This is a genomic window from Rhodococcus sp. G-MC3 (assembly GCF_030063335.1).
Classification (GTDB): domain Bacteria; phylum Actinomycetota; class Actinomycetes; order Mycobacteriales; family Mycobacteriaceae; genus Rhodococcoides.
Window position 1 is genome coordinate 72,835 of the sequence record NZ_JASISW010000006.1, and the last position, 19,804, is coordinate 92,638.

Annotated in this window: 22 protein-coding genes and 2 riboswitches; of the genes, 7 read left to right on the top strand and 15 right to left on the bottom strand. The window is 63.1% G+C overall.

Annotated elements, in window-relative coordinates:
* Position 1: 1 nt before the first annotated feature.
* The 7 genes from QMK17_RS08100 to QMK17_RS26455 form a co-directional block, all read right to left on the bottom strand.
* On the bottom strand, positions 2 to 1,045 hold the full coding sequence (locus QMK17_RS08100) for an LLM class flavin-dependent oxidoreductase (protein WP_283508132.1): 1,044 nt from the start codon (positions 1,043 to 1,045) through the stop codon (positions 2 to 4).
* Complete coding sequence (locus QMK17_RS08105; protein ID WP_283508133.1) at positions 1,042 to 2,112, bottom strand: LLM class flavin-dependent oxidoreductase; 1,071 nt, start codon at positions 2,110 to 2,112, stop codon at positions 1,042 to 1,044. Before QMK17_RS08105 ends, QMK17_RS08100 begins: the two co-directional genes overlap by 4 nt.
* On the bottom strand, positions 2,109 to 2,621 hold the full coding sequence (locus tag QMK17_RS08110; protein WP_283508135.1) for a GNAT family N-acetyltransferase: 513 nt from the start codon (positions 2,619 to 2,621) through the stop codon (positions 2,109 to 2,111). Before QMK17_RS08110 ends, QMK17_RS08105 begins: the two co-directional genes overlap by 4 nt.
* Before the next feature lie 6 nt (positions 2,622 to 2,627).
* A riboswitch (SAM riboswitch) is annotated at positions 2,628 to 2,722 on the bottom strand.
* A gap of 342 nt (positions 2,723 to 3,064) precedes the next feature.
* The gene (locus tag QMK17_RS08115) at positions 3,065 to 4,039 is read right to left on the bottom strand and encodes an ABC transporter substrate-binding protein (RefSeq protein WP_283508137.1); all 975 of its coding nucleotides are present in this window, start codon (positions 4,037 to 4,039) and stop codon (positions 3,065 to 3,067) included.
* Positions 4,040 to 4,070: 31 nt separating this feature from the next.
* Entirely contained in the window at positions 4,071 to 4,853 is a 783-nt protein-coding gene (locus tag QMK17_RS08120) for an amino acid ABC transporter ATP-binding protein (RefSeq protein ID WP_283508138.1), read from the bottom strand.
* On the bottom strand, positions 4,850 to 5,803 hold the full coding sequence (locus tag QMK17_RS08125; protein ID WP_442972712.1) for an amino acid ABC transporter permease: 954 nt from the start codon (positions 5,801 to 5,803) through the stop codon (positions 4,850 to 4,852). The genes QMK17_RS08120 and QMK17_RS08125 overlap by 4 nt, the downstream gene beginning before the upstream one ends.
* Before the next feature lie 144 nt (positions 5,804 to 5,947).
* On the bottom strand, positions 5,948 to 6,034 hold the full coding sequence (locus tag QMK17_RS26455; protein WP_442972723.1) for a putative leader peptide: 87 nt from the start codon (positions 6,032 to 6,034) through the stop codon (positions 5,948 to 5,950).
* Between the two features lie 6 nt (positions 6,035 to 6,040).
* Positions 6,041 to 6,138: riboswitch (SAM riboswitch) on the bottom strand.
* Positions 6,139 to 6,256: 118 nt separating this feature from the next.
* Between QMK17_RS26455 and QMK17_RS08130 the strand changes: the two genes are divergently transcribed.
* The 4 genes from QMK17_RS08130 to QMK17_RS08145 all read left to right on the top strand — a co-directional run bounded on the left by QMK17_RS08130 (position 6,257) and on the right by QMK17_RS08145 (position 8,749).
* Entirely contained in the window at positions 6,257 to 6,472 is a 216-nt protein-coding gene (locus tag QMK17_RS08130) for a hypothetical protein (protein ID WP_283508140.1), read from the top strand.
* Positions 6,473 to 6,545: 73 nt separating this feature from the next.
* Entirely contained in the window at positions 6,546 to 6,845 is a 300-nt protein-coding gene (locus QMK17_RS08135; protein ID WP_283508142.1) for a WhiB family transcriptional regulator, read from the top strand.
* Positions 6,846 to 6,899: 54 nt separating this feature from the next.
* Positions 6,900 to 7,658, top strand: a complete 759-nt coding sequence (locus tag QMK17_RS08140; RefSeq protein ID WP_283508450.1) for an HAD-IIA family hydrolase — start codon at positions 6,900 to 6,902, stop codon at positions 7,656 to 7,658.
* Complete coding sequence (locus QMK17_RS08145; RefSeq protein WP_283508145.1) at positions 7,658 to 8,749, top strand: isochorismate synthase; 1,092 nt, start codon at positions 7,658 to 7,660, stop codon at positions 8,747 to 8,749. Before QMK17_RS08140 ends, QMK17_RS08145 begins: the two co-directional genes overlap by 1 nt.
* 9 nt (positions 8,750 to 8,758) lie before the next feature.
* Here the strand turns inward: QMK17_RS08145 and QMK17_RS08150 are convergent, their stop codons facing one another.
* From QMK17_RS08150 to QMK17_RS08165, 4 genes are read right to left on the bottom strand one after another with little or no spacing between them, the layout of a single operon-like run.
* Positions 8,759 to 10,069, bottom strand: a complete 1,311-nt coding sequence (locus QMK17_RS08150) for an O-succinylhomoserine sulfhydrylase (RefSeq protein WP_283508146.1) — start codon at positions 10,067 to 10,069, stop codon at positions 8,759 to 8,761.
* Positions 10,066 to 10,479: a rhodanese-like domain-containing protein gene (locus QMK17_RS08155; protein WP_283508147.1), complete on the bottom strand. Its 414-nt coding sequence runs from the start codon at positions 10,477 to 10,479 to the stop codon at positions 10,066 to 10,068. The genes QMK17_RS08150 and QMK17_RS08155 overlap by 4 nt, the downstream gene beginning before the upstream one ends.
* A gap of 45 nt (positions 10,480 to 10,524) precedes the next feature.
* Positions 10,525 to 11,052, bottom strand: a complete 528-nt coding sequence (locus tag QMK17_RS08160; protein ID WP_283508148.1) for an Rv0361 family membrane protein — start codon at positions 11,050 to 11,052, stop codon at positions 10,525 to 10,527.
* 35 nt (positions 11,053 to 11,087) lie between these two features.
* Positions 11,088 to 11,948, bottom strand: coding sequence for a TauD/TfdA dioxygenase family protein (locus QMK17_RS08165; RefSeq protein ID WP_283508149.1), 861 nt, complete (start codon positions 11,946 to 11,948; stop codon positions 11,088 to 11,090).
* A gap of 363 nt (positions 11,949 to 12,311) precedes the next feature.
* Between QMK17_RS08165 and QMK17_RS08170 the strand changes: the two genes are divergently transcribed.
* Positions 12,312 to 13,682, top strand: coding sequence for an FAD-dependent oxidoreductase (locus QMK17_RS08170; protein ID WP_283508150.1), 1,371 nt, complete (start codon positions 12,312 to 12,314; stop codon positions 13,680 to 13,682).
* Positions 13,683 to 13,724: 42 nt separating this feature from the next.
* Here QMK17_RS08170 and QMK17_RS08175 read toward each other — a convergent pair whose 3' ends face one another.
* Positions 13,725 to 14,603 (bottom strand): SMP-30/gluconolactonase/LRE family protein, encoded by an 879-nt coding sequence (locus QMK17_RS08175; RefSeq protein WP_442972713.1) that lies wholly within the window; start codon positions 14,601 to 14,603, stop codon positions 13,725 to 13,727.
* 55 nt (positions 14,604 to 14,658) lie between these two features.
* Between QMK17_RS08175 and QMK17_RS08180 the strand changes: the two genes are divergently transcribed.
* Positions 14,659 to 15,405: an amidohydrolase family protein gene (locus QMK17_RS08180; RefSeq protein WP_442972714.1), complete on the top strand. Its 747-nt coding sequence runs from the start codon at positions 14,659 to 14,661 to the stop codon at positions 15,403 to 15,405.
* Positions 15,406 to 15,408: 3 nt separating this feature from the next.
* Here QMK17_RS08180 and QMK17_RS08185 read toward each other — a convergent pair whose 3' ends face one another.
* On the bottom strand, positions 15,409 to 15,891 hold the full coding sequence (locus QMK17_RS08185; protein ID WP_283508155.1) for a DUF456 domain-containing protein: 483 nt from the start codon (positions 15,889 to 15,891) through the stop codon (positions 15,409 to 15,411).
* A complete protein-coding gene (purT, locus tag QMK17_RS08190) occupies positions 15,888 to 17,087 on the bottom strand; it encodes a formate-dependent phosphoribosylglycinamide formyltransferase (protein WP_283508156.1) in 1,200 nt (399 codons plus the stop codon). Before purT ends, QMK17_RS08185 begins: the two co-directional genes overlap by 4 nt.
* Positions 17,088 to 17,188: 101 nt before the next feature.
* On the opposite strand from purT, the gene QMK17_RS08195 reads away from it, so the two are divergent.
* Complete coding sequence (locus QMK17_RS08195) at positions 17,189 to 18,265, top strand: CaiB/BaiF CoA transferase family protein (protein ID WP_283508157.1); 1,077 nt, start codon at positions 17,189 to 17,191, stop codon at positions 18,263 to 18,265.
* 16 nt (positions 18,266 to 18,281) lie between these two features.
* Here QMK17_RS08195 and yczR read toward each other — a convergent pair whose 3' ends face one another.
* On the bottom strand, positions 18,282 to 19,760 hold the full coding sequence (gene yczR, locus QMK17_RS08200) for a MocR-like transcription factor YczR (RefSeq protein ID WP_283508158.1): 1,479 nt from the start codon (positions 19,758 to 19,760) through the stop codon (positions 18,282 to 18,284).
* Positions 19,761 to 19,804: the final 44 nt, after the last annotated feature.

Consider the following 19,804-nt stretch of genomic DNA (forward strand, 5'->3'; position numbering starts at 1 on the left):
GTCAGGCACTCTCGTAGCGGTTTGCGGGGCGGGCCAATCCAAGGTTGCTACGCAACGTGGCTCCGGCGACGGGCCGATGCGCGACGCCGGATGTGAACAGCTGGGGCAGCACGTAGCGCGCGAGGGCCGGGAGATCCTCGTCGACGACCGTCGGAAACACGCGGACGCCGTCGAATTTCGCGGCCAGGTCGGTGAGCAGATCCACCAGTCCTGCTGCGCTGCCGGCGTATTCGAGTCGCGAGGTAGCCGGGGCAACCGAATGCGAGTTCAGATCGTCCAGCCTGGCCGCGGCCGAAGCGCCTGGCGTGTCGAGCGTGACATCGATTTCGACGAAGGTCAGGCCTGTCCCCGGGGTTTCTCGCGGGGTGTCGTCCTGGACGAGCACGACGTCCACCTGGTCTCGGTCCGCCTCGGTGCCGAACACGACGAGCTGACCCTGAGGAGGCCTCGGCACGATGGCCGGACCCTTGACCTTGAACGACTCCCCCTCGAAGTCGACGTAGTGCAGCTTGTTACGGTCGAGGAATCGTCCGCTCGCGTAATCGCGGATCACTGCGTCGTCCTCCCAGGAATCCCACAGGTCGCGGGCGACCGTGATCGAATCACGTTGTTCTCGATCGAGATCGGACGGTTCGGTGATCTCCGGTCGACCCCATGCCCGAGCTGCCGCAGGGCCTGGCACACGCGCGGGGATCCACCCCGCTCTACCGCGTGAAGAGTAATCCAGCGTCGCCAACTGGGACGAGGTATGGAACGGCTCGGCGTAGGTGGTTCCCACAACGGCAACAAGACCGATGGTCGACGTGGTCGCAGCGACGAACGAGGCTCGGTTGACGGCGTCCACCCGACCTCGGATGTCACCAGCCGGCGGAACTATCGAGTCGTCGAAGGTCACGAAGGTGAAGCCTGCGTTCTCGGCAGCCGCGACACGGCGCTTCAGAACCCGCCCGCCGAGCGATTCGCTGGGGGCGTGGCCGGCACGGCGCCAGGCGGCGCGATGGCTCCCCTCCGCGTCCAACTCGATCCCCAGGGCGAAAATACTCATACCAGAACCTCTATCGACACGTGATGTTCAGTGAGTGGGCGGCTCGGAATCCGTTCGCGTAGAACGGGTGCAACCTCGGATTGGAACAGTTCGAGACTTCTGCGCTGCTGAAGCGGCGTCACACCGTCGGCATCGGCGCTGAGATGGATGACCTCGTGGCCGAACTGTTCGTAGTAGCGACCGACCTTGTCGATCACCTGCTCGGGGCTACCGATAAGCGCCGAGCTCCGCTCTACCAGATCCTCCACCGTGTCGAACACGACAGGCATCCCTGCGCTTCGCTGAGCCGCCAGACGCGCCTCGAACGAGAACCGGTATGCCGCAACGGCCTCTTGCGAGGTGCGGGCGATATGGAAACCTGCGGTGCCCGCCCCGACCAGAGCGTCCTCGGGCCGGTGCCCGTAGAACTTCCAGCGTTCGCGATAGTGCCGGATCAGCGCGGCGTACGGCTCGATGGTGTTGGTCACATTGGCCGAGAAGATCGGATCACCGTATTGCGCAGCAAGATCCACCGATTCCTTGCTCGTCGCACTTCCGTGCCAGATACGAAGGCGTTGCTGCAGCGGCCTCGGTAAGGCCTTCGCCTTGGTGAGCGACGGGCGGAATTGCCCCGACCACGTCACCTCGTCGTTCTCCCACAGCTCGCGAAAAAGCTCGTACCCTTCACGATTGCGGTCCCATTGATCCTCGGGAGTCACGTGAAACAGTTCGGCCTGCGCGGTGCCGTTGCCCTTACCGATGATGAGCTGCAGACGGCCCGCCGAAAGATTGTCGAGCGTCGAATAGTCCTCGAAGGCACGGACTGGATCGAGCAGGCTCAACGTAGTCACGGCCGTGAACAATCCGATGTCGCGGGTACGCGCGGCAATGTTGCTCAGTACGACGGGCGGCGACGATGAGATGAACGGATCCTCGTGACGTTCCCCCACGGCAAACCCGTCGAAACCCAGTTCTTCGGCAAGCACCGCAGTGTCGATGACATCGGCCAGCCGAGCGGCCGGGCTCTTCTTCTCCTGGGAGATCGGGTCTCGGCTATGGGAAATGAGGGTCATCAGCAGGAATTTCATGCTGCGCCCTCACAGTTCAGTAGCTTTTCGAACGGGTGAACGCCGACTTCTTCGGAAGGCAGTGTTCTGTCGAACAGCGCCGTGTAACCGCTGGCCAGATACAGCGAGACTGCCTCGGGCTGGCGCCAACCGGTGGTGAGGTAGATGCGCCGGTAACCCCGCTCTGCGACGATTCGCTCGAGTTCGGCCACAACGAGCTTTCCGTAGCCGCGCTTGCGCTGCGTCGTCGCAGTCCAGATGCGCTTGAGTTCGGCGGTGGTGTCGTCGTACTGCCGAAATGCGCCGCCGGCGACCGGCACACCGTTGGATAGCCCGACGATCAACGCACCACCGGGCGGCGCGAACTCCGCCGCCGGGTAGGCGCGAAGTTCGTTGTACTGCTCACCCGGTGGTCGCTCGTACCTGGTCGTGTATTCGTGCGCCAATTCTTCGATGAGCGGTGCCGCGAGCGGGTCGTCCTGCTGAACGGCGACGAACTTCAGTGCAATCGTTTCTATCGAGGTAGTCACGTGCGTCCTCCATCGGTCCTGGCGGGAGCACCCGCACGCACGAAGCGTGATGGTTGCTGCGACGTCGTCGAGCCAGGTCTCTACGTCGCTCTGGATGGTTTCAGTTCAATTGTCGTCGAGCTTCAGATGTACGAACCGGGCCAGATGCTATTCCATTCCCGATCGCTAGGAAATTCGCTACGGCTACCGAGAGCCGAGCTGAAACCGCGACGTCGACGGTCGACGCCCGCCCACCAGATCGGCAACCAGTTCACTTCTCCCGCACCGGACTCCCGTACTCGACCTGCGCCCTGAGGGCCTGCCTGCATCGGGGTGGTAGAGCACTGTGGTGTCGAATTTCAGTCCAGACCACCGGTTCAGCGCGTGGTCGACGGCCGCCTCCGATGACTACTACGTTCATTATTTCTTCTTACCTGACTGATCGCCGGTCTGTTGCTCTCGGGTTAAGGAGCCTTTCGCGGCAGTCCGGGAGGGTTGACGATCGATTCGGAGACTGCCTCGGACTGCAGGCCCCACTTCTCGAGGACCTTCTCGTAGCTGCCGTCCTCGATCACGTGGTTGAGCGCTTCCTGGATGGGCCCGACGAGTCCGTTGTCCTTCTTCGTCAGGACGGCAATCTCGCCCTGCAGCGCGTCTCCTGCGCCGGAGAAGGTTCCGATCACTTCGGTCTCACCGGTGCTGGAGGAGTGGTACACGGCCGACGGATTGGGGCCGAAGTAGGCGCCGATTCGCCCCGATCCGAGCGCCAGGTAGTAGTCGGACGTGTTCTGGTAGTAGGCGATCTCGGCAGGAGCAAGGCCGTCTGCTGCGTTCTGCTCGTTCCAGTCGACGAGGAGCTGTTCCTGGTTGGTGCCGGAGCTGACGCCGATCTTCTTGCCGACGATGTCTTTGCGTCCCTGGACCGTCCAGCCACTGTCCTTCTTTGCCTCGAACGCGACGTTGTCCAGACGGTAGGTCGCGAAGTCGTACTTGTCCTTGCGCTCCTCGGTGACGGTGACGTTGGCAATGAACACGTCGTTCTCACCGGAGTCGATCTTGACGAAGTTCTGGGCCCAGTCCGCAGTCTGGCGCTCGTACCGAAGGCCGAGAGTGTCGGCGACCAGCCAGGAGAGATCGATCTCGGAGCCGATGGGAGTCTTGTCGTCGGTAGCGTAGAAGCCGAGCGGCGGTGTTGCGCCGGTGGATCCGGTACCGATCAACGTTCCGCGGTCGCGGATCGACTGCGGGACCTTTGCAGCGATCTCGTCGACCTTGTCGACGTGGATGCGACCACCTTGCTCCGGGGACAGATCGTACGTGACTCCATCGGATGCGGTGACGGTGTTCTCGGTCTCGGGCTCACTGCAGGCGGACGCAGTGAGGGCAACGGCGACGAGCGCCGAGGCGAGCACTGCGAGACCTCTGCTGGATCTGGACATGATTGTTCCTTGATTTCGGGTATCGGTGAGTTCAGAGAACGTGCGCGAGAAACGCCTTGGTGCGTTCCTCGGTGGGATTGTCGAGAAGTTGAGCGGGCGAACCTTGTTCGATGATCAGGCCGTCGTCCATGAAGACGATGGTGTCGGCGATCTCACGGGCGAATCCGACCTCGTGAGTGACGATCACCAACGTGGCGCCGTCGCGAGCGAGTCCACGAATCACCTCGAGCACCTCGCCGACGAGCTCCGGATCGAGTGCAGAGGTGGGCTCGTCGAACAGAATCACTTTGGGGCGCAATGCAAGTGCTCTGGCGATAGCCACACGCTGCTGCTGCCCGCCCGACAGGCGTCGGGGATAGTCGTGAGCTTTGTCTTTCAGACCGACGCGTTCGAGCAGGGCAAGCGCCTCGGGTTCGACGTCGGACTTCGTGCGTTTCTGCGCCGAGATGGGCGCCTCGATGACGTTCTCGAGCGCCGTCAAGTGTGGGAACAGGTTGAAGTTCTGAAAGACGAACCCGATCCGAGAACGCTGGCGGAGAATGTCCCTGTTGCTCAGCTCATGAAGCTTGGTGCCCTTCCGGCGGTAACCGACGAGGTCGCCGTCGACCCGGACAGTCCCCTGGTCGACCTTCTCCAGATGATTGAGGGTGCGCAGCAGCGTGGACTTGCCCGATCCGGACGGCCCGATGATGACAGTCACTTCACCCGGCCTCACGACCAGATCGATGCCTTTCAGGACTTTGAGAGGGCCGAACGACTTGTGAATCCCGCGAACCTCCACAGCGTACTGGGAGTTTTCGGGTGCAATGGTCATCGTGTCGCTCCCCGCGGCGCGAGAGTGATCTCGGCCAGCTTCTCACGCAGTTTCTGAATGGGCGTCGACGGGATGTTACGTACCGCACCCTTGGCGTAGTGCCGCTCGACGTAGAACTGTACGACCGAGAGTATCGAGGTCAACACGATGTACCAGACAGTGGCTACCAGCAGCAACGGCACCACTCGGCCGTTACGGCCGTAGACCACCTGGACCTGGTAGAACAGCTCGGCGATGGCCATCACCGACACGATCGAGGTGCCCTTGAAGAGGCTGATCACCTCGTTTGCGGCGTTGGGAAGAATCCCTCGCATGGCCTGGGGTAGGACGATCTTGAAGAACTCGCGGTGCTTCGGAATACCCAGGGCAGCAGCGGCTTCGAGCTGGCCTTGATCAACCGAGTTGATCCCCGCACGTACGATCTCGGCGGAATACGCGGCCTGGTGTAGCGCCAAACCGATGATCGCGGCGGTGGTGCCGCTGATTACGTTGTTCACGTTGAATTCGAAGAACGACGGACCGAATGGTACTCCGAAAGAGAGCGTTTGGTACAGGTACGCGATGTTGAACCAGAAGAGCAACTGCACGATCAACGGAATCGACCGGAACGCCCAGATGTAGAACCACGCAATGATCTGCAGAACAGGATTGTTCGACAGTCGGGCGATGGCGAGAGCAATTCCGATCGCGAAGCCGATCAGCGTTCCCCAGAAGGTCAGCTGGATGGTCAACCACAGAGCCGCGAGAATGGATGGTGCGGTGAAGTAGTCGGCGAACGTGCCCCAACCCCAACCAGGGTTGGAGACGAATCCGTGGAGGAATTGAGCCACCAGCACCAGAGTGACGATGCTGACGACCCACCGCCACGGATGCCACTGCCTGGCGACGACGAGTTTTTCATCGTCGACCGGCACTTCAGCGGCCGGCGGACGCACTTCGAGTTGGGTCACCGGGGCCACCGGGTGTGTGCATGCATGATCGAGCCTTCTGTCGAGGATGTGTCGTGTGACGAGCGCTGCGTACCGATATCTGGGACGCGCATGTGAGTCTCATAGCCTGCCCTGCAACGTCATTGCTGGAGTGCGGGCGGGGCTCTATTCGCGGGTGGTGCGCTGCCTACAGACGCAGGTGCTCACTCGGCACAGGTCGACATGAAGACGTCGCCATGTAGCACTACTCATACTGTTCCTCCATCGGTCCTGGCGGTAGCACCCGTACCTTCCGCGAGGAAGGGGGTTGCTGCGACGTCGTCGAGCCAAGGTCTCTCGGTCGCTCTGGATGGTGATGAGAATGTATGCGGTAGATAGTCGAATCGTCAAGTCGGCGCAATCGATTTACGTTGCGAGGCTGTAACTTCGGCTTCGAATCACCTCGATTTCAACTCTTGCATTGGTGGTCCATTCATGGCTGACCGCCGCCTGTTCACTCCTGTGTTCGACAACATGTCGACTTCATTGTTGGACTCGGGGAAGCCGGGGGCCCCACCGGACTGGTACTGCTCGATCCCGACGCATCCGCTGCCGTTCTGCTCGCAGGGCGTACCGACATTCGACGACGAGGCGTTCTCCACGAGAGACCTGGTTTCTTCGCGTACAGAAAAGCCGGATTCCAATTCCTGAAATTCACCTCATCATTGGACTCTCGATGATTGGAAACCTTCTCCGAGGTCTGTTGAACGTGCATCATCGATCCATGGCACCCACAACACAAGCGTGGCAGTGGCAACTCGACGCGGTCTGCCGCGGGAACGGTCCCGTTGGTCACTGCGCAGGCTCCGATCCGATCTCGGACGTGTTCTTCTCGCCGTCGGGCGAAGGACGCACCGCTCGACGCCACCGCGAGGACGAGGCGAAGGTGGTGTGCAACCGATGCCCCGTTCTTGCGCAGTGCCGGCAATTCGCGTTGGAAACAAACGAGCCGTTCGGGGTGTGGGGCGGTATGACTGCCCGGGAACGCTCGCTGGGTCGTACCGCCGCGCGCCTTGCCGGGTAGCGCACAATAGGGGTTGTGAGCGAACAGGACGAACCGCAGCAGTGGACCTATCTGATGGACATGGACGGCGTTCTCGTCCACGAGGATCACCTCATTCCCGGGGCGGACACGTTTGTCGCGGAGCTGCAATCGAACGAGATCCCGTTCATCGTGCTGACCAACAACTCCATCCGCACCCCTCGTGACCTGCGGGCACGCCTCGAACGTACGGGACTCGACATCCCGGAGAAGTCCATCTGGACCTCGGCGTTGGCCACCGCCAATTTCCTCGGGAATCAACGGCCCAACGGAAGCGCGTACGTCGTCGGCGAATCAGGTCTCACGACGGCCCTTCACGACATCGGTTACGTACTCACCGACTCGAACCCCGACTACGTGGTGCTCGGCGAGACCCGTACGTATTCGTTCGAAGCCATCACCACCGCGATCAGGCTTGTCGAAAAGGGCGCACGCTTCATCGCCACCAACCCGGACGCCACCGGTCCTTCCCGAGAAGGTTCCCTGCCGGCGACGGGCTCGGTCGCTGCACTGATCACCAAGGCAACCGGGAAGGAGCCGTACTACGTCGGCAAGCCGAATGCGCTCATGATGCGGTCCGCGCTCCGCGCCATCGGCGGCCATTCCGAGAGCACCCTGATGATCGGTGACCGCATGGACACCGACGTTCTCTCGGGTCTGGAAGCCGGCCTGCAGACCATCCTCGTCCTGACCGGCATCTCGACGAGCGCGTCGGTGGAGAACTACCCGTTCCGCCCGACGAAGGTGATCAACTCGGTGGCCGATCTGGTCGGCCGCACGCAGTCGCCGTTCTGATGCAGTTCGTACTGTCTCGCGCTGAATACAACATCGAGGGCGACGGCGTTCGTGATTGCTTCTCGGAGGTGCGAGACGCCGTCGCCGCGGTCCGCACCGGGCATTCGATCGCCGGTGCCCTCCCCTTCGACCTGGCCGATCCTGCCGCACTGATCGAACCAGAACACCTCATCAGGCGCCAAGGCCCGTGGCGCCCTCGGAATGAGCTGCCCGAACTGCCACCCGTTCACCTCGGCGAGCAACTTCCGTCTGCCTCGGAGCACGTCGAACGCGTTCGCGCACTCGTCGAATCATTGCGTGCAGGCGAAGCCCGGAAGGTCGTGCTGGCGCGAGCATTGACCCTGTATGCGGCCACCCCGGTTCCGCCCCTCGCGATTCTCGCCTCGCTCGTGGGCAACGACCCCACCGGCAACGGCTATGCCGTCGACCTCACGGCGGCAGGCGCCGCCTACGCAGGCAAGTATCTGGTGGGCTCGAGCCCCGAATTGTTGGTGCGCCGCCGCGGCACCACCGTGGAGTGCCATCCGTTCGCTGGAACCGCGGCTCGCAGCAGTGACCCCGCAGCCGACGCCGTCATCGCCGAACAGCTTGCCGCCAGCGCCAAGGATCAGGCGGAGCACCGATTCGTCGTCGACGAAATCCGTGCGGCTCTCGAACCCTTCTGCACGAGCCTGCACGTCCCCGAAACCCCCCGCCTCAGCAGCACCCCCCAGCTGTGGCATCTGAGCTCACCGATCACCGGTGTACTTCGCGACCCCGCCACGACGGCACTGGATCTTGCTCTGGCCCTCCACCCGACCCCCGCTGTTGCCGGAGTACCGCGAGATGCAGCCATGGCTGCGATCTCCCGCATCGAAGGCCCTCGCGGGTTCTATGCAGGTGCGGTCGGCTGGACCGACAGCAGCGCCGAGGGAAGCTACGGTGACGGCGAATGGATGGTGGCCATCCGCGGCCTCGAACTTGCCGCCGACGGTCTGTCCGCAGTGGCCACTGCGGGCGGCGGCATCGTCGAGGCCTCCGACCCTGACGCCGAACTCGCCGAAACTACCGCAAAATTCCGAACCGTGCTGTCGGCCTTCGGTTTGGGCTGACAGCGAAAGTCAGCGCAGCGCCTGGTCCAGATCCGCGATCAAATCCTCGGTATCTTCCAGACCGATCGAGATGCGCACCACTCCGTCGGTAATCCCTACTGCCGCACGACCTTCCGGCCCCATGGCCCGGTGTGTCGTTGTCGCAGGATGCGTGATCAACGACTTCGAGTCACCGAGGTTGTTCGAGATGTCGACGACGCGCAGTGCATCCAGCAATTCGAACGCCCGCTTCTTGCCTTCGCCCTCGGCAGCCTCCAACTCGAAGGTGACGACTGTTCCGCCGCCGCTCATTTGGCTCATCGCCAACGCGTGCTGCGGATGCGATTCGAGGTACGGGTACTTGACCCACGACGTCGCCGGATGCGCTTCGAGGAATCGAGCGATCTCGAGCGCGGACCGAGTCGAATGACGAACGCGCACCGGCATCGTCTCTAGTCCTTTGAGCAGAGTCCACGCATTGAACGGACTCAGCGCAGGACCGGTGTGACGCATGAGCGTCTGGACCGGTCCGTCGATGTACTCGCGACTGCCGAGGATCGCACCGCCGAGCACGCGGCCCTGACCGTCGATGTGTTTTGTACCGGAGTAGACCACCACATCGGCGCCCAGATCGAGGCTCTTCTGCAGCAGTGGAGTCGCAAAGACGTTGTCCAACACAACAGTTGCACCTGCAGCGTGCGCCAACTCGGACACCCGGCGTACATCCACCAGCGACTGCATCGGGTTCGACGGAGTCTCGAAGAACACCGCGGTCGTCGGAACCGACAGTGCCTCTTCCCACTGATCGTTGTCTTCGCCGTCGACGAACACCGTCTCGACTCCCCACCGCGGCAGGATTTCGTTGCACACGACGAAGCACGAACCGAACAAGCTACGGGCGGCAACCAATCGGTCGCCTGCCTTCAACAGAGCGCCAAGCGCGGTGAACACCGCCGACATGCCACTCGACGTACCGAAGCACGCCTCGGCACCCTCGATGAGACGCAACCGCTCCTCGAACATCTTGACCGTCGGATTGCCGTACCGGGAGTAGACGAAATGGTCGATATCACCGGTGAACGCCTGCTCCGCGGCACCCGCGCTCTCGTAGACGAAGCCCGACGTCAGATAGAGCGCCTCGGAGTTCTCGTCGAACCCGGACCGCATCAAACCACCGCGAACACCCAAAGTTCCTTGGCCTACCCCGTCGGGCAACGCCTTGTAAAAACCCCCGCCCTTCGGAATGCGATTCCCCGAGTCGCTTCGCTCCTGCCCGCCGCCCGGAATGCGATTCCCCGAGTCGCTTCGCTCCTGCCCGCCGCCCGGAATCTTCGCGCTCATGCCTGCCTCCACGGCAACCCGACGGCGCGCCAGCCGACAACGCCGCGGTGGCCGTCGGCGTCCGTCGCACCTTCGAAACCGTCGAGCACGTTGTACGACGGGCCGATGCCTGCCGCGGTCGCGGCCTCGGCAGCACCGATGGAGCGCTGGCCGGAACGGCACAGAAACACCACCGGCCGCGTCCCGTCGACACCCGCTTCTTTCAACTGTTCGACGAAGTTCTCGTTCTTCGCACCGTTCGGGTAGCTGACCCACTCGATGAGGTGCGTCGGGCGCTCGATCGACGACGTGTCAGGCACTCCGACGTACTGCCATTCGGCGTGGGTGCGCACGTCCACCAGGACCGCTTCCGGGTCGTCGCGAAGCAGCTCCCACGCTGCCTTCGGGGTTATGTCACCTGCATAGCTCACGGGCTTCAGCCTTCCACTGCTGGTCAAAAGACAACTCACACGACTTCAGACATTGCACACCAACCACGTGTCGTTGACGCGCACGAACTTCCACTGACTCGACGAAGTCTCGCCCGACTTCTCCAGCTTGGTCGAAACATCGACCACACCGCGGTCGCCGTTGATCTCGTAGCCCGACGGTGCCCCATCGACCACAGTCTTGCCGCTTCGTTCGACATCCGCTGCCCGGGCCGCTGAATAGTCGTCGTCACTGCCGGTGATCAGGCGCGCTACCTGGTCGTCGCAGGTCGCGGCCCTCAGTGCATCCGCATCACCGTCGTTCTGAGCGTCGACGAACTCCGTGATGCTGTCGGTGAGCAGCTGCGCCTGCGTCACATTGTTCTCCGCGGGAGCGAACTTCGCAGCAAGAAAGATCGCGGCAAGAATGGCAGCGACGATTCCGACGGCGATCAGGAACGGCCAGGCGGTGGGCGGACGGCGCTCACCTGCGTCGGCAGCCTCATCGGACGCATTGTTCTGCGCTTCCTCGCGACTGTCGACCCAATGTTGCCTTCGTTCACGCCACGACGCCATGTGTGCAATCTTCCCCGGCTCATCTTCAGACGGTGTTATCGGGGTCCGACCGGAATATCCCCACGCAGAGTGATGCGGTGCATGACGCGGCGCTCGGCCCCGTAGTCGCGATTGGCGTAGTGCGAGGTACTGCGGTTGTCCCACAGCACGAGATCGCCAAGACGCCAGCGATGCCGCACGACATGCTCGGGCTTGGTCAGGTGCGCGTAGAGGAAATCGAGGATGCCGCGGCTTTCGGCCTCGGACACTCCCGCGATATGGGACGTGAATCCCGGATTGACGAAGATCCCCTTGCGTCCGGTTTCCGGGTGCACCCGAACCACCGGATGCTCGACGGGTACCAGCGCGGTCACCTCTTTGCCGTCCCACACGTTGCCCTTGCCGCCGCGCTTCTGGGCAAGGTAGTAGCCGAATTCGCGGTTACCGTCGTGCACAGCGGTGAGCTGATCGATCATCTGACGGACCGGCGCCGCGAGCGATTCATAGGCGAGTTGACTGTCCGCCCAGTTGGTGTCACCACCGTGTGGAGGTAGGACCACGGGCCGCAGAATCGAACCCATCGGCGGACGCTCCATGAACGTGACGTCGGTGTGCCAGATGTCGGCGAAACCATTGTCCGCACTGTCGAGGGCGTAGACCTCGGCGGAGACATGACCACTGTCGTGCACGGGATGCCCGGCCGTCAGGTCGCCGAGGCGTCGACCGAAATCGATCTGCCCCGCGTCGTCGAGCGACTGACCGCGCAACACGAGGACCTTCTGCTCGACGAGCGTGTCACGAATGGCGAGCACCTCGGCATCCGACGCCGATGCGACGTCGAGTCCGATGACTTCGGCCCCGAAGTTGGGGCCGAATTTGTCGAGTGTCAGTGAAATCGCTGTGTCCAACGTGGTCATGGGTTTTCCTTGCCAGGAGAGGATGCCGAAGAAAGTTGGGGACGGCGCTGTGAACCCAGATGCAGATTTTCGCACGATCGGGGCGGTTCAGCGCGGCAGGCAAGCAGCCTGATCGGCCACGAACTCGTGGCCGGAAGGGGTCGGGTGCAGTCACCGACAGCGCATATTGGTGGCACGACAGAAGTCGACGTTGAGACGTCGAACCAGAAAAGTCGTGTACACGGAACAAACCCTACCTGAAAGGTGGAAATGCCCGTTAGCGTGGCGGTTACCGTATAGCTACGCCCACCAGCACAGATCAGGTAACACTTAATTTATGCTGGGGTGTCCGTACTTGCCCTCGACGAAGGTAGTTCGCTGCACATGACTGATCAGACTCGTCCACTCCGCGTCGCCATCGTCGGCGCGGGCCCGGCAGGCATCTACGCCGCCGACGCGCTCATGAAGTCCGAAACAGACGTGAGTATCGACCTGTTCGAGCGCATGCCCGCACCCTTCGGACTCATCCGCTACGGCGTCGCCCCGGACCACCCCCGCATCAAGGGCATCATCACCGCCCTCCACAAAGTACTCGACAAACCCCAGGTCAGACTCCTCGGCAACATCGACTACGGCACCGACATCACCCTCGATGACCTACACCGCTTCTACGACGCCGTCATCTTCTCCACCGGCGCCAATGCCGACCGCGCCCTGAAAATCCCCGGCATCGACCTCGACGGCAGCTACGGCGCCGCCGACTTCGTCTCCTGGTACGACGGACACCCCGACGTCCCACGCACCTGGCCCCTCGATGCCGAAAAAGTCGCAGTGCTCGGTGTCGGCAACGTCGCCCTCGACGTCGCACGTGTCCTCGCCAAAACCGGCGACGAACTGCTCCCCACCGAAATTCCCGCCAACGTCTTCGACGGCCTCAAAGCAAACAAAGCCATCGAAGTCCACGTCTTCGGACGCCGCGGACCCGCACAAGCCAAATTCACCCCCCTCGAACTCCGCGAACTCGACCACTCCCCGAACATCGAGGTCATCGTCGCCCCCGAAGACATCGACTACGACGAAGGCTCCGAACAGGCACGCCGCAGCTCCAAGCAGGTCGACATGGTCGCCAACACTCTGCAGGACTGGGCCATTCGCGATGTCGGCACCCGCCCCCACAAACTGTTCCTACACTTCTTCGAATCCCCCACCGAAATCCTCGGCGAGGACGGCAAAGTCGTCGGACTACGTACCGAGCGCACCGAACTCGACGGCACCGGCAACGTCAAGGGCACCGGCAAATACAACGACTGGGACGTCCAAGCCGTCTACCGCGCCGTCGGCTACCTCTCCCAGAACATCGCCCAGCTCCCCTTCGACGAGCAGGCAGGCACCATCCCCAACGAAGCCGGCCGAGTGGTCGAGTCCGCGTCGTCGACGGTGACCGTCCCCTCGACCTACGTCACCGGCTGGATCAAACGCGGACCCGTCGGCCTCATCGGCCACACCAAAGGCGACGCCAACGAAACCGTCGCCAATCTCCTCGAAGACGCCCCCACCTTCACCGGAGCCGATGAACCAGAACTCGACGCAGTCACCAACTTCCTCGAAGGCAAGCAGGTCCCCTTCACCACCTGGGACGGCTGGTACCGCCTCGACGCCCACGAACGCTCCCTCGGCGAAGAAGAAGGCCGCGAACGCGTCAAGGTCGTCGAGCGTCACGACATGTTGAAGGCGTCGGAGCCCGACAAGGCCTAGCGGCATATGAGCGGAAATACGTCCCCCACAACGTACTTCCGCTCACATGTGGCTCAGCTGCACCGCCAGCAGTTTCCCCTCGGTTTCGACCTTGCGCTGATGCTCGTTGAAATCCGGTGCAGCACAGACGAAGAGCGTTCGGCCGTCGTCGCCGCCGAGCCCGCACGCGAACACTCCTGTCTCGAACTCGAGCTGGTCGACTATGCCCTTGCCTCGAACGATATGCACGATCCGCTGACCGAGAGCATCTGCCGCCCACAGTGATCCGTCGGTATCGATGCAACATCCGTCGGCCGCCACCACCAACTGCCCCATCGCCGTCGCCATATCGCTCATGTCGGGGACCTCGGCAAACTTCACCCAATCGCGCCGCTCCCCCAGCGAACCATCCGGATGCACGGCGAAAGCGCTCACCCGATTTCCGACCGTCTCGTCGACGAGCAGTTCTCCGTCGGGCGTCAGTGCCATTCCGTTGGGGAAGTACAGGTCCTTGGCGACGACGTGCGCGGACCCGTCCGGGTCGACCCTGATCAGATCTGCGGTCTCCGGTGTCGCCTGGTTCATCAGATCGAAGCCGAAATTGCCGACGTAGGCGCGGCCCCGGTCGTCGACAAGCATGTCGTTGAGGTTGGCGTTCACGTGAGACGACAGATCGGCGTGCACGACGAGCGAGCCGTCGTGCTCTCGCCGCAGGATCATCTTGTCGCGCATGGACACGATCAAAAGCCTGCCGTCGGGCAACCACCCGAGTCCCGACGGCTGCTGCGGCACCTCGGCTTCCACACGCACGTCGGAACCGTCGGCGTTCGCCGAGAGGACCTTGTAGCTGTAGAAGTCGGACACCCAGATCCTGCCGTCGTGCCAGCGCGGACATTCGAAATAGGTGTAGCCCTCCAGGACAACTGTGACATCGGGTTTCATGTCTCGCATTGAAACACCCGGCCGGGTCGTCGTGAGCCGAAACGATGGAGCTGGCATGCTGTCACTTGTGTTCGATGCCCATCGCTACATTCTCGACCCGCGGTTTCCGCTGGTCGAGAATCGAGGGTATCCGCCCGAGCCCTACACGATCGACGACTACGAGCGGGATACCGACGGTCTCGGAATTACCGGTGGAGCAGTCGTCAGCTCCTCGTTCCACACCACCGATCAGGCCTACCTCGTCGCAGCTCTCGAAGCACTCGGAAGTAGCTGGGTGGGCGTCGCCCAGCTCGATCCGGATTCATCCGCCGAGGACATCGTCAGCCTCGACGAGGCCGGTGTCCGGGCAATCCGTCTCAACCTCAAGCGGGGCGCAACCGACGTACAGACATTGACCGCTCAAGCCCGACAGGCGCACGAGCTCGTCGGCTGGCATGCCGAACTGTATGTCGAGGCGTCGATGTTGCTCTCTCTCGAACCGATTCTCTCGAAGCTGCCTGCGGTGAGCATCGACCACCTCGGGATGTCGTCGCAGGGGCTGTCTTATCTCTTGGACCTCGTCGACCGTGGGGCCCGCGTCAAGGCTTCGGGTTTCGGCCGCGTCGACATGGACGTGGTCGATACGATGCGACAGATCCACGGGGTCAATCCGGCAGCACTGATGTTCGGCACGGATCTCCCCGGCACTCGTGCCTCGCGCCGGTTTCTGGAGTCCGATATCGACCTGGTCGCCGAAGCCGTCGGCGGCGATCTCCCTGCTGTTCTCGACGGCAACGCCCGGGCTTGGTATCGGGTGAAGTAGCGCTCACGCGACTACAGCTGCGGCCAGCCACACTCCGCTGGCGAGTAATGCACCGAACAGTTCGACGAGGATCGACAAGCCCGCCGCCTTGGTTGCGTGAACCGTGGATCGCCATGCCTCGGAATGGCTTTTGTGGCGCGGTAGCTCGGCGACATACGTCCCCAGGATGAAGCCGACGAAAAGGCCGACGATCGGGATGACGAAGAATCCGACGATGCCGACGAGTCCGCCGACGATCAGTGACCGAGTCGGAATGCCCGCATCCTTCATCTTGCGGCCGGGCCAGGTGTACTTGACGATTCCGCTCGCCACCAGCAGAGCCGTCGCCACGCCGAAGGCCGTCCACGCGGCAGCGCCCCCGGTCATGAAGGCCCACAGCATAATTGCCGCGAAGATCAGGATCGTTCCGGGCAGTATCGGAACCACGACGCCGACGAGACCAACCAAAATCGCCAGGCCGACGACTACCTCACCGGCGACGCTCATTCGACAACTCTGACCTTGTACGCAGCTTCGGTGGCGCGAGCTCTTGCGGTGACGATGTCGCCCGCCGTCGACACGGCAACACCCATCCGGCGACGCACGAAGCTCTCGGGCTTTCCGAACAGTCGCAGATCGGTCTCCGGTACCGCCAGGGCATCGGCAACGCCCTCGAAGGTGATTCCTTCGGCATCGACTCCGCCGTAGATCACCGCGGACGCGCCGGGCGAGAGAAGCGTCGTGTCCACCGGGAGCCCGAGGATCGCGCGCGCGTGGAGTTCGAACTCCGAGAACCGTTGCGTACGAAGGGTTACCAGCCCGGTATCGTGCGGACGCGGACTGACCTCCGAGAAGTAGACGTCGTCACCCTTGACGAACAACTCGACCCCGAAGAGCCCGCGCCCACCCAGTGCGATCGTAATCTTGGTCGCGACATCCTTGGCCGCCGCGATCGCAGTGTCGGACATAGGCTGCGGTTGCCACGATTCCACGTAGTCGCCCGATTCCTGCCGGTGGCCGATGGGATCACAGAAGTCGGTCCCCGCCGCCGATCGGATCGTGAGAAGTGTTATCTCGTAATCGAAGTCGACGAAACCCTCCACGATGACCTTGCCGAGATCGACGCGGCCGCCATTCAGCGCGTACTCCCAGGCCTGCTCGACGTCCCCCGGCCCGCGCACGACGGACTGCCCCTTGCCCGACGACGACATCACCGGCTTGATCACCGCCGGGAAGCCGATTTCCGATAGCGCTGCCTCGACCTCGGCCAACGACTCCGCGAACGCGTAAGGCGAGGTGGGCAGTCCGAGTTCTTCGGCCGCGAGACGCCTGATGCCTTCGCGGTTCATCGTCAGCTGAGTAGCCCGTGCCGTCGGGATGACGACGGTGCGTCCTCTGCTCTCGACTTCGGCGAGCGCATCGGTGGCGATGGCCTCGATCTCGGGAACGACGAAGTCGGGTTGCTGCGCATCGATCAGGGCCAGCAACTGCTCGGGATCACTCATGTCGATGGTGAACGCGTGGTGGGCCACCTGATGACCGGGAGCATTGTCGTATCGGTCCACCGCGAGGACCTCGACGCCGAGGCGCTGGAACGCGATGATCACCTCTTTGCCGAGCTCACCGGCGCCGAGCAGCATCACTCGCGTCGCTCCGGATGTCAGTGGTGTGCCGATCCTTGGCTGTTCCGTCGCTGCGCTCACCCGACCATTATCCATGCCCCCTCTGTTTCCCAGCCTTTCGCTAAGTTAACCTCGATTCACCTTGCCGAACGCGTTGTCGGCCTTATCGGAACGAGGAATACGTGTCGAGTAGTGGTGGACCGCTCACAGGACTGCGCGTCGTCGAGTTGGCCGGAATCGGGCCGGGGCCTCATGCTGCATTGCTGCTGGCAGATCTCGGTGCCGATGTTGTGCGAGTCCAACGGGCCGGACAGATCGCCGAGCACGACCAACAGCTTCGAAGCCGAACCCTTGTCGAGGCCAACCTCAAGGACCCCGCAGACATCGAGAAGGTTCTCGGCCTGATCGAGCGTGCCGACGTCCTCATCGAGGGCTTTCGGCCCGGGGTGACCGAACGCATGGGGCTCGGCCCCGACGACGCCCTCGCCCGCAACCCGCGCCTCGTCTACGGCCGCATGACCGGCTGGGGCCAGGAAGGGCCGTGGGCGTCGGCTGCCGGGCACGACATCAACTACATCTCGGTCACCGGCGTCCTGCATGCGATCGGCCGCCAAGGCGAGCGACCTGTCCCTCCGTTGAACATGGTCGGCGACTTCGGCGGCGGCTCGATGTTCCTGATCTTCGGAATTCTGGCTGCACTGTTCGAGCGTCAGACCTCGGGGCAGGGCCAGGTGGTCGATGCGGCAATGGTCGACGGCACCGCGGCGCTCTCGCACATGATCTGGGGGATGCGCGGCATCGGTGCGTGGTCCGACGAGCGCGGCGTCAATATGCTCGACACCGGCTGGCCGTGGTACGACACCTACGAGACATCCGACGGCAAGCACATGGCTGTCGGCGCGCTCGAACCACAGTTCTTCGCCGAGTTGATGCGCCTCCTCGAACTCGACCCGGCGGCCACGCCCGGCCAAGGTGACGTAGCGCGGTGGCCCGAGTTGCGCGAGATCTTCACTGCCACATTCAGAACGAAGAAGCGCGACGAATGGGCCGCGATCTTCGACGGGACCGATGCCTGCGTATCACCGATCCTCACGTTCGCCGAGGCCCCCGAGCAGGTGCATCTGAAGGAGCGCGGCACGCTGATCGAGGTCGATGGCGTGACTCAGCACCGCCCGGCGCCCCGATTCTCGCGGACACCCAATGGAATCCCAACGGCTCCACCTTCTACCGCAGCCGACGCAGACTCCGTCTGGCGCTGACGGCACGCGCTCGCGCTCAGAACACCAGGGCAGGCTGTCTGCTTTCGATGTTCGGCGCGAGCGCCTGGTAGGCGGCTGCGGTGGCAGCCACGGCAGTCGTCAGTTCCGCCGGCTCACGGGTGTACGGCATACGAAGGAAACGTTCGAACGCTCCCTCGATGCCGAATCTCGGCCCTGCCGCGAGAACCGCACCGAATGCGGGCACCGTCGCGGCGAGCGCACTCGACACCGGCGCGGGAATTTGCAGCCACAGCGACATTCCGCCAGTCGATCGCCGATATTGCCAGTCCGGAAGATGTTCGGCGAGAGCGGCTTCCAGCACCCCGCGGCGCTCACGTAATTGCTCACGCCTCGTGTCGAGGATCGCGTCGGCATCCTGCAGGAGAAAACCTGCAGCAAGCTGATCCATGATCGACGTACCCAGATCGTGCGCCGCACGCGAGCCGGCAAGCCGACCGATCAGCGACGGGTTGGCTCGAATCCACCCGATCCGCAGGCCACCCCAGTAGGACTTCGACGCCGAACCGATGGTGACGATGTCCGTTCCCGACACCCGACCGAACGACGCGACCGGGGGCGGCGGTGGTGCGTCGAGCCAAAGATCCACCATGGTCTCGTCGACGATCAGCGTCATCGACGTATCTCGCGCGATCTTTGCGAGTTCGGCGCGGCCGTCGGCAGGAAGGCACCGACCGGTGGGGTTGTGAAAATCAGGAATCATGTAGGCGACCTTCGCTGCTGTCTGCCGTGCCGCACTGCGAATGCCATCGAGGTCCCACGGTTGGCTCGAAGGGGAGATCGGGACGGGCACCGGACGGGCGCCGACTCTTTTGATCGCCTCCAACGCATTGGGATACGTCGGATGATCGATGAGAACGCGGTCGCCGGGTGAGGTCAGAGTGCCGAGTAGCAGACGCACGGCCTGCTGCGCTCCCGAGGTGACCATGATCTGGTCGGGGGTCGTAGGCAGCCCACGTTCGGTGAACCGACGAGAAATGGCCTCGCGGAGCACCGAGATCCCGATCGGCTCCATCCCGTGGTTGGAAAGATACGCCGGAAGTGCTTGCAGCGCAGAGTTGTACGCCGACAACATCGCTTCCGTCGGTGCGGCCATCGCGGCGTGGCTCATGTCCACGACCGGGCCGGTGGAATTTCGGGTCTGCACCAGAATGCCGTTGGGGCGAGCGCTGTCCGGCAGTGCGACCGTGCTCCGAGCCCCCTGCTTGCTGATCAGATAGCCCTCTTCACGAAGCACGGCGTACGACGAGGTGATGGTGGTCCGGCTCAGATCAAGCGCTGAGGACAGGTCGCGTTCGCTCGGCAGCCCCACCCCCAGCGGAATCCGGCCGTCGTGGATCAGCAGCCTGACGCCGTCTGCCAGCGCTCGGTAGGTTGGCCTCGACGTGCGCTTGCGGCCCGAGTGGTCCTCCGATTCCGTACGCCAACGACCGAGGTCGCGTGCCAGTGACGTTGCGTTGAGCACTCGGATGGCCATGACCTTCAGTGTCCGCTCACTGGCATTGAGAAACAAATCCAGTT

Excerpts from the sequence above, each read along its gene's own strand:
- QMK17_RS08105 (WP_283508133.1), bottom strand. The coding sequence starts at position 2,112 with ATGAAATTCCTGCTGATGACCCTCATTTCCCATAGCCGAGACCCGATC.
- QMK17_RS08175 (WP_442972713.1), bottom strand. The coding sequence starts at position 14,603 with ATGAAACCCGATGTCACAGTTGTCCTGGAGGGCTACACCTATTTCGAA.
- QMK17_RS08140 (WP_283508450.1), top strand. The coding sequence starts at position 6,900 with ATGGACATGGACGGCGTTCTCGTCCACGAGGATCACCTCATTCCCGGG.
- QMK17_RS08185 (WP_283508155.1), bottom strand. The coding sequence starts at position 15,891 with ATGAGCGTCGCCGGTGAGGTAGTCGTCGGCCTGGCGATTTTGGTTGGT.
- QMK17_RS08165 (WP_283508149.1), bottom strand. The coding sequence starts at position 11,948 with ATGACCACGTTGGACACAGCGATTTCACTGACACTCGACAAATTCGGC.
- QMK17_RS08130 (WP_283508140.1), top strand. The coding sequence starts at position 6,257 with ATGGCTGACCGCCGCCTGTTCACTCCTGTGTTCGACAACATGTCGACT.
- QMK17_RS08150 (WP_283508146.1), bottom strand. The coding sequence starts at position 10,069 with ATGAGCGCGAAGATTCCGGGCGGCGGGCAGGAGCGAAGCGACTCGGGG.
- QMK17_RS08160 (WP_283508148.1), bottom strand. The coding sequence starts at position 11,052 with ATGGCGTCGTGGCGTGAACGAAGGCAACATTGGGTCGACAGTCGCGAG.
- QMK17_RS26455 (WP_442972723.1), bottom strand. The coding sequence starts at position 6,034 with ATGAGTAGTGCTACATGGCGACGTCTTCATGTCGACCTGTGCCGAGTG.
- QMK17_RS08180 (WP_442972714.1), top strand. The coding sequence starts at position 14,659 with ATGCTGTCACTTGTGTTCGATGCCCATCGCTACATTCTCGACCCGCGG.
- QMK17_RS08100 (WP_283508132.1), bottom strand. The coding sequence starts at position 1,045 with ATGAGTATTTTCGCCCTGGGGATCGAGTTGGACGCGGAGGGGAGCCAT.
- yczR (WP_283508158.1), bottom strand. The coding sequence starts at position 19,760 with ATGGCCATCCGAGTGCTCAACGCAACGTCACTGGCACGCGACCTCGGT.
- QMK17_RS08135 (WP_283508142.1), top strand. The coding sequence starts at position 6,546 with ATGGCACCCACAACACAAGCGTGGCAGTGGCAACTCGACGCGGTCTGC.
- QMK17_RS08120 (WP_283508138.1), bottom strand. The coding sequence starts at position 4,853 with ATGACCATTGCACCCGAAAACTCCCAGTACGCTGTGGAGGTTCGCGGG.
- QMK17_RS08115 (WP_283508137.1), bottom strand. The coding sequence starts at position 4,039 with ATGTCCAGATCCAGCAGAGGTCTCGCAGTGCTCGCCTCGGCGCTCGTC.
- QMK17_RS08145 (WP_283508145.1), top strand. The coding sequence starts at position 7,658 with ATGCAGTTCGTACTGTCTCGCGCTGAATACAACATCGAGGGCGACGGC.
- QMK17_RS08170 (WP_283508150.1), top strand. The coding sequence starts at position 12,312 with ATGACTGATCAGACTCGTCCACTCCGCGTCGCCATCGTCGGCGCGGGC.